Here is a 12,558-nt window from a genome sequence, read left to right as displayed (position 1 = left end):
GATTCCGTCGTGCACACTGGGACAGAACAGCGGCGCCACTCCCGGGGCGGGGTGTGGCGCCGCTGTTCTCTTCGTACTGTCAGTGCGTGCCGTAGACGTTCAGTTCGGCCGCCGACCCGAAGACCGCTCCGTTCAGCGAACTGGTGCCGACGAACTTCACGTACCGGCCGGCCTTCGCGGTGAAGTCGACCCGCTGGGTGTCCCGCGAGTTCGGGAACTCACCGGTCTGCACCGGCGAACCCCAGGTCTGGCCGTCGGTGCTGACGTAGATCTCGTATCCCTTGAACATCCCGTTCGTCCCGCTCTGCCGGGGCAGGTAGCTGAATCCGTCCACCTGGTACGTCGTACCGAGATCCAGCGTGATGTGGTGCGGGAAACCGGCCGGGGTCGGAACCTCGGACCAGGCCGAGTGCCACAGCGTGCTGGGGTCGCCGTCCAACGCGCCCACGGCCGCGCCGCCTGTGGCCACGTCTTCACTGCTCACGTCGGCAACGGTGATCCGGGACTGCGGAACGATCCCCGGCGGCAGCAGGGTCGCCTCGGCCGACGTACTCGCTGTGCCACCTGTTGCCGTGAGCCCGTATTTACCTTCCGGTGTTCCGGCGGGCGGGGTGACCGACCAGGAGGTGGTCACGCTGGTGCCGGCGGCAACCGTGGCGTGAGTTGCGGGAGTCGTCGCCTCGACGGTCCAGCCGGCCGGGGCCTGGAGCGTCATCGTGATGTCGTCGGCGGCGACGACGTCGTTGTTGGTGAACGTGGTGACCACGGTGTTCGCCTCACCGGAGACCATGCCGTTGAGGCCCGCACCCGACAGGCTGATCGACGTACAGTCCGCCTTCTCGTCGGACTGGCCGAGGTCGGTGACGGCGAAGTTGTCGATCACGAAGTCCGCTTGGTCGCCCCCGGAGGAGAGTTTGCGCAGGCCGACCCAGTAGTCGCCGCCGCAGCCGGCCACGAACTCCTGTGAGAACGCCGTCTTCGTTCGCTGCTCGCCGATCGGTGTCGAGTGCACCTCGACCGAGTCGGGCCGGTCGACTCCCTGTACCCAGGTGTACTGCCCGGCCCGGCCGTTCTCGTAGTCGAAGCCGACCTTGTACTTGTGGCCCGGCTTGAAGTCGACCGTCCACGGCGCAGTCCGGTAGACCAGGCCCTCGTTCTCCTCGTGCGACTTCAGTGACCAGTCGCCGTCGAGGACGTCGTCGACGAGCTTCCCGTTCCAGCCTGCCTGCGTGTACGGCGCATGCTTGTGAGCCAGCACGGTCCGAGGGTCCGTGGTGCCGCCGGCGTCGCCCTTGACGAACGGTCCCCAGCCTTGGTCGGTGTGCTCGAAGTCGTCCACCAGGCCGGCCGCCGGCCGAGTCGTCTCGACGACCCGGACATCGTCGACGCGGACCCGCGCAGTACCGTCGGCCGCACTGATCTTCAGCGTCGCATTGGTGCCCTTGGCATCGAAGAGGACCCGGGCCCGCTGGTAGTAGGCATCCTGCTTGTCGTCGGATGCGACCTTGTTCTGCGCGGTCGACCTGGTGACGGTCACCTTGGTGCCGTTGACGTCGATGGTGGTCGGCCGCGACTTGCCCGGCTCGACCTCGATCCAGGCCGAGGCGCTGTAGGTGTGGCCGGCGGTCAGGCCGGTGAGCTGCTGCTGCAGCGACGCCGTTCCCGGACCGAAGGCGGCGACGTGCTGACCGTTGGCCAGGGTGTCGATCTTCGCGAAGCCGGTCGGCTTCCACGCGTTCAGGTTGCCCGCGTTGAAACCGGGATCCTTGACCAGGCTGCCCTCACCCCACTGGGCGGCAGGCTGCTTCGGCGCGACGTCGGGGTACAGCACGTACGGCTGGCCGGGGTCGGCGTCGAGGGTGACGACACCCTTCTTGACGGGTGCGGTGGTCACCTTGACCCGGCCCGTGTCGGTCAGCTTGTAGACGGTGAACTTGGTCGTCGCGGCTAGCGCGGCCGGTACGCGCCAAGCAGTGAGGCCACCTTCGGGGTTGTAGTGGTAGAGCTTCTTGTTGTTGTCCCACGGCAGCAGGTACTTGTCGCCGTCGAGCACCTTGGCGGTACCGGCGTACAGGGTCCGCCTGCCGTTCTCGACGGTGCCGCGGATACCGCCGGTGAAGGCGATGTCGTTCTCGTTCCAGTCGAGGATCTTCTGCTGCTGCAGGAACTTGGCCGGCAGGTTGCGCTGCCAGATGTTGGCGTAGAACTTGTTCCAGTCGGTCTCGCCGGTCCAGCCCTCGAACTCGACGATCGAGGCCTGGCCGAGGATCCGGTCGGCGTTCCAGACGTCCTTCTCGTGGTTGCGAGCGAACCGGATGATCTTGCTGTTCAGCCCTTTGTTGGTGGGACCGCCGTAGTCCAGGTCGTTCGCCCAGTGCGACCACAGCGACGTGCGCTCGTGCCGGTCGGCCCACTCGGTGGCGATCTGCCAGCCCTGGTCGGCGAGTTGCCGGGTCAGGCCGTCGGCCAGCCAGCCGGACTGGTAGTACACGTCGATGTAGAGTTCCTGCAGGTTCTGGTCCGTCTCGTCGCGCAACTGCTGGAACCGCTTGACGATGTTGCCTGAGGCAAGGTCCGGCCGCTGCTTGATGTAGTAGCTCTGGTTCAGCCAGTTCCAGCCCTTGGCGGATTTGTCGACCAGGTCCTCGCTGAAGGCGTTCGCCTCGGGGTAGGACTCGGTCGCGTTCACATGCACGCCGAACGCGGCGTTCCAGCCCTTGCCCTTCTTCAGCAGCGTGTTCAGGTCGGTCAGACCGCCGGCACGCACGTTGTAGTTGCCGCCGTAGTCGGGATGCGCGGAGTCGTGGCCCTCCGACCCGTATCCCTTCAGCAGCGCGAGTTGGCCCAGCCCGTCGGTGGCGAGCGAGATCCGCTTGACGTCGTCGAGCGTGCGCAGGAACGGGTGGGTCGCCTGGCTGGCGAAGTTGAACGGGATGTGGGTGACCACCCGGTCCTTGACCAGGTCGCCGCCCTTCGGCTCCACCATGATCGAGCGGAACGCGATCGCGCCGTCCTGCCAGTCGACCGTCCGGTCACCGTTGGCGTCGGGAGTGACGACGACCTTTGCCCACGGCAACGGCTCGGTGTAGGGCGAGGTGTCGGCGCGGTAGGTCCATTGACCACTCCAGACCCCGACCCGGCTGGTCCCGTCGGCAGCCTTCCGCGCGCGATGCCAGAACCGGGCCCCGTCGTCGACCGACTGCCCAGCAGGCTTGTCGTACGTCGAATTCGTCTCGATCCCGGCCGCGAGTCCGCTCGTGTTCACGAACGCGTACGTCGCTCCGGTGGGCGCGGCCTCGGCTGCGGTGGCGGCGGTCACGGGAGTGATCTTGTCGGCCGTGCGGGTGGAGTCCGGATCCAGCGTGGTGAACGCGGTGGTCGCACCGGCGTCGGTGCTGGCCACTGAGATCAGGTCGTGGTCCGGGATGTCGATCGTGTTCACCCGGCTCGACTCGGTGTCTCGGACAGCGTCGATCTTGAAGGTGGTGATCCGGCCGGCGAGCGCGAGGCTGGCGTCCAGTTCGACCCCGGGCAGGGCGTCGAAGGCGAGCTTGTAGTCGGCTCGGCCGCCGTCGGCGCTGACGGTCGGTGGCGCGGTGAGCCGAGCGGTTCGGGGCGTCCCGTTGATGGTGACGGTGGAGATGGCGTCGGGCTGACCGCCGAGCGTCTTGCCGGACGCGTTGTCGGCGTACCCGATGACGCGCGGGAAGTCGCTGCCGACGGTCACGGTCAGGCTGGCCGAATGCAAGGTCAGCGGCGCTGCTGCGGCCGTGGTCGGCGCGGTTTGGGAAGCCGTGGCCGACGGTGCCAGTAACAGGCCGCCGGTCAGGGCGAGAGCGGCGGTCAGGGCCGCTGGGCGGAGGGGAATCACGAGCGCACTCCTCGGTGGACGGAAGGGGCGATGTCGGATTCTGTGCGCAGGAGCGAGCATGAGTCAAGAGAAACGAACAGCTATGAACATCTTTAGTGAACGTTTAGCCAGCACGAAGCCGCCTGCGTCCTGATCGGTGGACGCAGGCGGCTGGTGGGGATCAGGCGGCGGGGAGGATCCTGCCCGTCACGTCGCCGAGGCCGATGCGGGTGCCGTCGGGGGTGGCGGCCCAGCCGGTGATGGTGACCTCGTCGCCGTCTTCGAGGAAGGTGCGCTGCTCGCCGTTGACCGTGACCGGCTCGCGGCCGCCCCAGCTGAGTTCGAGGAACGAGCCGCGCTGGTTCTTCTCGGCGCCGCTGACCGTGCCGGAGGCGAACAGGTCGCCGGTCCGCACGGAGGCGCCGTTGACCGACAGGTGCGCGAGCATCTGGGCGGGGGACCAGTACATCTCCTGGTACGGCGGGCTGCTGACCAGTTGGCCGTTCCAGCGCACCTCGAAGGTGATGTTCAGGTTCGTCAGTTCACCGGCGAGATACGGCAGCACGGCCGGTTCCTGCTTGCCGAGCGGCACCTCGGCGGCTTCGAGCGCATCCAGTGAGACCACCCAGGGCGAGATCGAGGTGGCGAACGACTTGCCGAGGAAGGGACCGAGCGGGACGTACTCCCACGCCTGGATGTCCCTTGCCGACCAGTCGTTGACGAGTACCACGCCGTACACGTGGTCCTTGAAATCGTCCACGGAGACGCGGCTGCCGAGGGCGGACGGCGTACCGACGACGTACCCGAGTTCGACCTCGATGTCGAGGCGCTGCGACGGCCCGTACGTCGGTGCTTCGTCCGCGGGCGCCTTGCGCTGGCCGCTCGGCCGGACGATGTCGGTGCCGCTGGCAACTACTGTGCCGGCCCTGCCGTGGTAGCCCACCGGGAGGTGTTTCCAGTTCGGCAGCAGGGGTTCCGCGTCGGGCCGGAACAGCCTGCCCACGTTGGACGCGTGGTGCTCCGAGGCGTAGAAGTCGACATAGTCGGCGACCTCGAACGGCAGTAGCATCGTCACCGCATCCAACCGGATCAGGTGCGGCTCGACGGCTGTCCTGTTGGCTTCGTCGCCGACCAGGTCCAGTAGCCACTCGCGGGTCGCCTGCCAGGCCGGGCGGCCGAGAGCGAGGAACGCGTTGAGCGACTGCCCGGTGAATGCCGGCGCGACGTCCGGTAGCCGCTCGGCGGCGAGCGGTGCCAGGTCGATGAGCTGATCGCCGATCGCTGCGCCCACTCTTGGTGCCTCGTCGCCGGTCCGGAAGATGCCGAGCGGCAGGTTCGCGGGCCCGAACGGTGAGTTCGCTGCGATGTCGATCCAGGTCACTTCGCCTCCAGCAGGCCTAGTGCGGTCAGGTCGTGGCGGGGTTCGTCGATGCTGCAGGAACCGAACGAGGTGAACCATCGCCGCGTACTCACGGCCTGCTCCTCGGACAACTCGAGCGCCTTGGCGGCAAGGGTTCCACCGTCGCGCGTCTCCAGCAGCGCGGCCAACTCGTCCTGGCTCGAACCGTCCAGCGACGCCCGGGTAGCAAGCAGCACATTCAAGAACCCGTGATGCTCGAATCCGGTGTCGGCCGCCGTGTGGCGTACTGCGTTGTGCAGGCCGGCCGTGCACTTGAAGGCGACCTCGCGATCCAGGCAGGCCGTGATGAAGGCTGCAACCTGTTCGGCCGTCGGGAACAGCGAGGGGTCCAGCCCGCCGGTCCGCAGTTTCGCGGCGTACCCGGCGTCGGCGACGACGTCGAGCGCTCGCTCCCAGGCGCCGTCCAGCCCGATCTCGACGAAGGCGTTCTCCTCGTCCAGGCAGTCGTCGCAGGCGCGGACTACCCGGAGCGCGTTGCGGGACAGGTCGTCCTCGGCGCGCAGGCGGACCTCGATCGCCTTGACGACCAGGTCGGCCGAGCGATCGCCGTACCGGACGGCGGGCTCGATGCCGCCGGCTCCGCCCGTGATCACGACGGAGACCTCGAGTGGCCCGCCGCTCGCGCGGGCCTCGGCGGCGACCTTCATCAGGTCCTCGTCGGTGCAGACGAAGGGGCCGACCAGGTCGGCGTACTCCGCCTGGCGGTGCTCCCGGTGCGCGGCCACCGCTGCGGCCAGGGGCAACTCCCCGGGCGGGAACATCGCAGCGTCGTCGACCAGGTGCCGGAACAGGGCAGGGATGGTTGACATGGCTCCGAGCCTAACGGATGCTTTCGGTAAGCGGACACACATGTCCGATAAACGTACTAGACTGGATGGGGTCATGGTGTTCTACCGGCAGGTCGGGCAGGTTCCGCCGAAGCGGCACACCCAGTTCCGCAAACCGGACGGCGGGCTGTACTACGAGGAACTGATGGGCGAGGAGGGGTTCTCGTCGGACTCGTCACTGCTCTACCACTCCGGGGTGCCATCGGCGATCGTCGACTCCCAGGTGTGGGACCTGCCCGACCTGGCCACGACGCCGAACCACCCGCTGACGCCGCGGCACCTCAAACTGCACGACCTGTTCGCCCCCGAGGCGGCCGCCGCGGCCAACGTGGTCGAGCAACGGCGGCTCGTGCTGGGCAACGGCGACGTCCGGATCTCGTACGTCGTGGCCGGTCAGCCGTCGCCGTACTATCGGAACGCGATCGGCGACGAGTGTGTGTACGTCGAGAAGGGTTCGGCGACGGTCGAGACGGTCTTCGGCGTACTCGAGGCCGCCGAGGGCGACTACGTGCTGATCCCGCGCGCGACGACGCATCGATGGCTGCCCGGGCCGGACGGGGTTTCGGCGTACTGCATCGAGGCCAACAGCCACATCGCGCCACCGAAGCGGTACCTCAGCCGCTACGGGCAGTTCCTCGAACATTCGCCGTACTGCGAACGCGATCTGGTCACGCCCGCGTCGGTCTTCGTTGTCGAGGGCAACGATGTCGAGGTGCTGGTGAAGCATCGCGGCCACGGCGCGGCCGGGATCGTCGGCAGCCGGATGACGTATGCGACGCATCCCTTCGATGTGGTCGGCTGGGACGGGTGCCTGTATCCGTACACGTTCAATGTGAGCAACTTCGAACCGATCACGGGCCGCATCCACCAGCCGCCGCCCGTGCACCAGGTGTTCGAGGGCAACAACTTCGTCATCTGCAACTTCGTGCCGCGCAAGGTGGACTACCACCCGCTGTCGGTGCCGGTGCCGTACTACCACTCGAACGTGGACTCCGACGAGGTCATGTTCTACTGCGGCGGCGACTACGAGGCGCGCAAGGGATCGGGTATCGGCCTCGGCTCCATCTCCCTCCACCCCGGCGGCTACGCCCACGGCCCCCAACCCGCAGCCATCGAAGCCTCCCTGGGCGCCGACCGCTTCGAAGAACTGGCCGTCATGGTCGACACCTTCCGCCCCCTGGAACTAGGCGAAGGCGGCACCACGGTCGACGACGGCATCTACGCCTGGACCTGGGCGGGTCGACGCCTCTGACTTCCAGCCAAGGCAGCGCGTTGTCACTCGGAGTGGTGAAGAAAATACTACTCATGGGTCACTAGCCATGGCGTGCTAGTCCGGAACGGCTTATTGTCGTCGTCGGACAGGCATGTGGTGAGGTCACGGGGAGCATGGCGGATGCGTAGGTCGCGGGTGAGTGAGCGGGGTGGTGGGTCGATCGGGGCCCTGGCTGTGCTCGTGTTGCTCGGTGGGGTGGCGGTTGCTGGAGTGCTGGGGAACAAGCACGACGAGCTGCCGCCGGTTGACCTGAGCACGCTGACTGCGTCCTCGACGCAGACGACGATCGCGTCCGCGCCGCTGGATCCGGAGCCTTACGCGGGGACCGACGGTCTCGTCGTCCATCCGCGGGCCGAGGCCGCGCTCTACACCGCGCCCGATGCGGAGGCGTTCGCGAAGATCGCCCCGAATCAGTTCGGGGCGACCTGGCTGCCGGTGGTGGAGAAGGCTGACGGGTGGGTGCGGGTGCTGCTGCCGTCGCGGCCGAACCGGTCGACCGGCTGGTTGCAGGACGAGGACCTGGATCGCGCGGCGTCGGCGTACCAGATCCGCGTGCACACCGGTTCGCGGACCATCGAGTTGTTCGAGCAAGGCAAGCGGCTCGGCGAATGGAAGGCCGGGGTGGGCGCGAAGGCGACCCCGACGCCGCCCGGGCGGACCTTCCTGCTCGGCTCCATCATCGACAAGACGCGCTCCGCCTCCCCGGTGGTGCTCCCGCTGGGCGCGCACAGTCCCACCCTGGACACCTTCGGCGGCGGGCCGGGCACCGTGGCGATCCACGGCTGGCCGCGGCCGGACGTGTTCGGGGCAGCCATCAGCGCCGGCTGCGTGCGAGTACCTCGTACGGCGCTCGCCAAGCTTCAGCGGGTGCCGCTCGGCACCCTCGTCCTGATCGATAGCAAGTGACAGCAGGTGACAACGTGAGGAACGCGCAGATGCGACGACACTTCGGACCGACCGTCCTGACCATCGCGGCGGTGGCCGGCGTGGTGACGTTCAGCCTGGTTGCCAGCGCTCCAGCCGGTACTGCGGCCAGCACGCCCTCGTCGGCGTACGGGATCACCGCGACCGGACAGGTCCCGGTGGCGAAGACCCCGTACGTCGAGTCGCCGGACGGGAAGCGGCACACCTCGGCGGCGCTCGAGTTGCCGCAGAACCCGTTGATCGCGCTACGGGCCGGGAACGTCTCCGCTGGAAACGACTCGGCCTCGGTCGAACTCTTCGACCTCACCGTCGGGCCGGACCTGCTCAAGCAGATCAAGATCCCGCCGGAGCTCAAACAGAAGTGCGCCACGTTGCCGGCGACCGGCGCGGGCGATCTGCCGATCCCGGAGTTGCCGTTGCCGGATCTCGGGTTGCCGCTGCCGAAGCTGAGTACGAAGGATCTGCCGGTCAAGAACCTGCCGGACCTGTGCAACCTGCTGCTGACGCCGCCGAGTTCGTTGCTGGCGATCGACAGCGTGAATGTCTACTGCACGGGTGATTCGGGTGCGGTCGACATCGGTTCGCTGACGCTGCTCGGGCAGAAGATCGCCGTTCCGAGCACGAAGCAGAGCGTGGTGATCCCGGCGGCACCGCTGGCCAAGATCACGGTGAACGAGCAGACGAAGGGTTCGGACGGCTCGTTCACGATCACCGCGTTGACGATCGACCTCGGAAACGGCGCCGAAGTGATCAAGCTCGCCTCCGCGACCTGCGCCAAGCCGGCCGCGAAGCCCACGCCGAAGCCGACGCACCAGCCGACGATCCCGCAGCCGACCGAGCCGGGCAACGTTCCGCCGGCCCCGGTGCCGAAGCCGGTCAAGACCCACCACGCCGTCACCGGCTGATCGCGCGCCCCTGTCGGCTGAGAGGCTTGGGGGATGGAAGCGGAGCAGGCGTTCGTCGTGGGCATCGATCGGGACGCGGTGCTCGCGCGGCGGGAGGTGGTGCGGCGAGGGCTTCGGCGCGGCGCCTGGATCACCGTCGGGATCGGTGCCGTGGGCATCGTTGTGGCGGTGTACGCGCTGCTCGCGTTCCGCGGCTCGGGGCTGTGGCCGTTCGCGTTGCTGCTGATGGCGAGCATGCTGCCGCTGGTGGCCAGTACGGCGCAGGCGCTGCGGCTGGACGCTGAGCGGCGGCGCTGGAATGCCCAGTACGAACTGCCGCCGGTGGCGTTCCGGATGTCGGCGAAGGGCCTGGAGCTGGCGTGCGACGGCGCGCCGTACCCGGTGTCGTTGCCTTGGGCCACCATTCGCGGATTCAAGCAGGAGAAGGTGTTCGGGCAGTTCGTGCTGCAACTGGAGCTGGCGCCGGGGATCGCGGCCACCACGGCCGGAGTACGCGGGCTGGATCAGCCGGCGGTCAGGGCGCTGGTCAAGCCGAGCCCGTTACTGAAGCCGACCGGGCTGTATCTGGTCAAGGCCCTGGATCAGCCGCTGCACGTCATCGACCAAGCCCTGAAGCACTTCTCCGACGGCAAGGCAGGCGTCTCAACAGGGTAAGGGGCGGAACGAGTAGCCCTGGGCGGACAGCTTCGTCAGCGCTCGGTCGAGGGCGGCGACGGTCTGCGTGCGGTTGCCGCCGCCGTCGTGCATCAAGATGATCGCGCCGGGGCGGGCTCCGCGCAGGATCGCGCGTTCGATCGCGGCAGCGCCGGGCTTCTTCCAGTCGTTGGTGTCGACGTCCCAGAGGATCTGGTGGAAGTGGTACGACGCGGCGATCGCCGCCACCACCTTGTTCGTGTCCCGGTAGGGCGGCCGGAAGCAGCGCGACTTCACCCCGCTGGAGATCTCCTGCCGGATCCGGGCCTCGGTCAGGTGGGTGAGCATCGGGTGGTCCCAGGTGTGGTTGCCGATGTGGTGCCCCGCGGCCCGGGTCGTCTCGACCAGTTGCGGGTGCGCGGCGACCTCGCGGCCGAGCACGAAGAAGGTGGCCAGGGCGTGGTGCCTGGCCAGGACGCTCAGCACCTGCGGCGTGTAGATCGGGTGCGGTCCGTCGTCGAAGGTCAGGTAGAGGGCCTTCGCGCCGTGCGTGCTCAGGTCCCAGCCGGGCTGGCTGACGCGCTGGTTCTTGCGGGTCGCTGGCTTCACTCGCTGGTCGACCGGGAGCGTGAGTGAGGCGTGGGCGACGGGGCGGACGGACGGGGCGGCCTGTACGGACGGGTGCTCGGCCGGTCGCGCGGCCTGGGAGAGGACGGCGGAGAAGAGGAGAACGGCGGCGAACAGGAGTTTGCCGGGCGGCAAGGTCATGGATTGCATCCTCTCCCGTGGGCAGGGCCATCGGAAAATCAGCCGGGCCGTATCGTGCTGGAAGCCACAACCCAACGACGCGTGAGGCAGAACATGGACAACGGTGACTCTTCGACGATCGGCAGGCGCACGGTGATCGGGGGCGCCGCCGCGACGGCACTCGCCGCGGCCGGCTTCCAGGCAGTCCCCGCGTACGCCGGTACGCCCGGCCACCAGCCGAAAACGATCCGGCTGAGCGTGATGGGCACCACCGACCTGCACGGCAACGTCTTCAACTGGGACTACTTCAAGAACGCCGAGTACGACGACACCGCGCACAACGACATCGGGCTGGCCAAGATCTCCACCCTGGTCAAGGCGGTCCGCGAGCGGATCGCGGCCGAGCGCCGTACGCCGGCCCCGTTGATGCTCGACGCCGGTGACACCATCCAGGGCACCCCGCTCGCCTACTACTTCGCCAAGATCCAGCCGATCACCGGCGGTCACGTCCACCCGATGGCGGCCGCGATGAACGCGATCGGGTACGACGCCGCCGCGCTCGGCAACCACGAGTTCAACTACGGGCTCGACATCCTGCGGAAGTTCCAGCAGCAGCTGAAGTTCCCGCTGCTCGGTGCGAACGCGCAGGACTGGAGCACCGGGTTGCCGGTCTTCCCGCCGTACGTGCTGAAGCGTGTGCACGTGCCGGGCGAGCGGCCGATCACGGTCGGCATCCTCGGTCTGACCAACCCCGGCATCGCGATCTGGGACAAGGCGAACGTCGAGAACAAGATCAAGTTCGGCGGGATCGTCGAGCTGGCCAAGCTGTGGGTGCCGCGGGTCCGCGCGGCCGGTGCGGACGTGGTGATCGTGGCGGCGCACTCGGGGATGGACCTCTCCTCGTCGTACGGCGACGCGTTGCCGGTGCCGGAGAACGCCTCGGTGCTGATGGCGGAGACGGTCCCTGGCATCGACGCCGTACTGGTCGGGCACGCGCACCTGGAGATTCCGGAGCGGCTCGTCACCAACAAGGTCACCGGGCAGCAGGTCGTGCTGACCGAGCCGCTCAAGTGGGGTATGCGGCTGTCGCTGATCGACCTCGACCTGCAGAAGCAGCACGGTTGCTGGAAGGTCGTCGGCCGGCACAGCCAGGTGCTGAACGCCAACACCGTCGAGGCCGACCCGCACGTCATCAGCCTGCTGCAGGCCGATCACGACAAGGTCATCGGCTATGTGAACGCGAAGATCGGTACCTGTACCGAGGCGATGTCCGCGGCGACCGCGCCCTGGGAGGACACCGCGGCGCTCGACTTCGTCAACTTCATCCAGGCCGACGCCGTCAGCAAGGCACTCGCCGGTACGCCGCAGGCCGCGCTGCCTGTGCTGGCCATCGCGGCACCGTTCAACCGTGCGGCGGCGATCCCGGCCGGTGACGTCTCCGTGCGCGACGTGGCGGGGCTGTACATCTTCGACAACACCCTCCTCGCGGTGACGATGACGGGCGCTCAGATCACCGACTACCTGGAGTTCTCCGCGTCGTACTTCAAGCAGGTCAGTGGTCCCGGCCCGTTCCAGGCCGACCAGGTGACGAACGCGGTGACGCCGACGGCGCCGAACGGCACGCCCGACTACAACTACGACATCATGGGCGGCCTCACCAAGCCGCTCGCCTACACCATCGACATCGCCAAGCCGGCCGGATCAAGGATCACCGGTCTGACGTACGGCGGTGCGCCGGTGACGGCCGATCAGCAGTTCGTCGTCGCGGTGAACAACTACCGCCAGTCCGGCGGCGGCAACTTCCCGCACGTCAAGACAGCCCCGGTCGTCTACAACCGCCAGGTGGAGATCCGCCAGTTGATGATCGACTACGTCACCGCCACCGGCGAGGTCAACCCGTCCACCTTCCACACCACCGACTGGTCCCTCACCTCCAACGGCGCCCCGATCGTGGTCACCGCCTGAGCAAGTCAGTAGGC

At 68.0% G+C, this 12,558-nt stretch carries 9 protein-coding genes; 5 read left to right on the top strand and 4 right to left on the bottom strand.

Annotated features, from left to right (window positions below; translation table 11 throughout):
- Positions 1–79: 79 nt before the first annotated feature.
- The 3 genes from EV138_RS08750 to EV138_RS08740 form a co-directional block, all read right to left on the bottom strand.
- The gene (locus EV138_RS08750; protein ID WP_238158023.1) at positions 80–3,871 is read right to left on the bottom strand and encodes an endo-alpha-N-acetylgalactosaminidase family protein; all 3,792 of its coding nucleotides are present in this window, start codon (positions 3,869–3,871) and stop codon (positions 80–82) included.
- A gap of 160 nt (positions 3,872–4,031) precedes the next feature.
- The gene (fahA, locus tag EV138_RS08745; RefSeq protein WP_202866676.1) at positions 4,032–5,231 is read right to left on the bottom strand and encodes a fumarylacetoacetase; all 1,200 of its coding nucleotides are present in this window, start codon (positions 5,229–5,231) and stop codon (positions 4,032–4,034) included.
- Complete coding sequence (locus tag EV138_RS08740) at positions 5,228–6,079, bottom strand: hypothetical protein (RefSeq protein ID WP_133977893.1); 852 nt, start codon at positions 6,077–6,079, stop codon at positions 5,228–5,230. Before EV138_RS08740 ends, fahA begins: the two co-directional genes overlap by 4 nt.
- A gap of 73 nt (positions 6,080–6,152) precedes the next feature.
- Here EV138_RS08740 and EV138_RS08735 point away from each other — a divergent pair, with 73 nt between their 5' ends.
- The 4 genes from EV138_RS08735 to EV138_RS08720 all read left to right on the top strand — a co-directional run bounded on the left by EV138_RS08735 (position 6,153) and on the right by EV138_RS08720 (position 9,853).
- The gene (locus EV138_RS08735) at positions 6,153–7,349 is read left to right on the top strand and encodes a homogentisate 1,2-dioxygenase (RefSeq protein WP_133977892.1); all 1,197 of its coding nucleotides are present in this window, start codon (positions 6,153–6,155) and stop codon (positions 7,347–7,349) included.
- Between the two features lie 141 nt (positions 7,350–7,490).
- The gene (locus EV138_RS08730; protein WP_133977891.1) at positions 7,491–8,276 is read left to right on the top strand and encodes a L,D-transpeptidase; all 786 of its coding nucleotides are present in this window, start codon (positions 7,491–7,493) and stop codon (positions 8,274–8,276) included.
- Positions 8,277–8,305: 29 nt separating this feature from the next.
- Positions 8,306–9,199 carry a hypothetical protein gene (locus EV138_RS08725; RefSeq protein ID WP_133977890.1) on the top strand — a complete coding sequence of 298 codons (894 nt, stop codon included), beginning with the start codon at positions 8,306–8,308 and terminating at the stop codon, positions 9,197–9,199.
- A 33-nt stretch (positions 9,200–9,232) separates the two neighbouring features.
- The gene (locus EV138_RS08720; protein WP_133977889.1) at positions 9,233–9,853 is read left to right on the top strand and encodes a hypothetical protein; all 621 of its coding nucleotides are present in this window, start codon (positions 9,233–9,235) and stop codon (positions 9,851–9,853) included.
- Here the strand turns inward: EV138_RS08720 and EV138_RS08715 are convergent.
- Entirely contained in the window at positions 9,842–10,600 is a 759-nt protein-coding gene (locus EV138_RS08715) for a polysaccharide deacetylase family protein (RefSeq protein WP_133977888.1), read from the bottom strand. The genes EV138_RS08720 and EV138_RS08715 overlap by 12 nt on opposite strands.
- A gap of 81 nt (positions 10,601–10,681) precedes the next feature.
- On the opposite strand from EV138_RS08715, the gene EV138_RS08710 reads away from it, so the two are divergent.
- Positions 10,682–12,544 carry a bifunctional metallophosphatase/5'-nucleotidase gene (locus EV138_RS08710; protein ID WP_238158022.1) on the top strand — a complete coding sequence of 621 codons (1,863 nt, stop codon included), beginning with the start codon at positions 10,682–10,684 and terminating at the stop codon, positions 12,542–12,544.
- The last annotated feature ends 14 nt before the right edge of the window (positions 12,545–12,558 follow it).

This window comes from Kribbella voronezhensis, assembly GCF_004365175.1.
Classification (GTDB): Bacteria; Actinomycetota; Actinomycetes; order Propionibacteriales; family Kribbellaceae; genus Kribbella; species Kribbella voronezhensis.
This window is presented reverse-complemented; position numbering and strand designations above follow the sequence as displayed.

Coding starts and splice junctions, on each gene's coding strand:
- EV138_RS08740 (WP_133977893.1), bottom strand. CDS start 6,079: ATGTCAACCATCCCTGCCCTGTTCCGGCACCTGGTCGACGACGCTGCG.
- EV138_RS08735 (WP_133977892.1), top strand. CDS start 6,153: ATGGTGTTCTACCGGCAGGTCGGGCAGGTTCCGCCGAAGCGGCACACC.
- EV138_RS08730 (WP_133977891.1), top strand. CDS start 7,491: ATGCGTAGGTCGCGGGTGAGTGAGCGGGGTGGTGGGTCGATCGGGGCC.
- EV138_RS08725 (WP_133977890.1), top strand. CDS start 8,306: ATGCGACGACACTTCGGACCGACCGTCCTGACCATCGCGGCGGTGGCC.
- EV138_RS08720 (WP_133977889.1), top strand. CDS start 9,233: ATGGAAGCGGAGCAGGCGTTCGTCGTGGGCATCGATCGGGACGCGGTG.
- EV138_RS08715 (WP_133977888.1), bottom strand. CDS start 10,600: ATGACCTTGCCGCCCGGCAAACTCCTGTTCGCCGCCGTTCTCCTCTTC.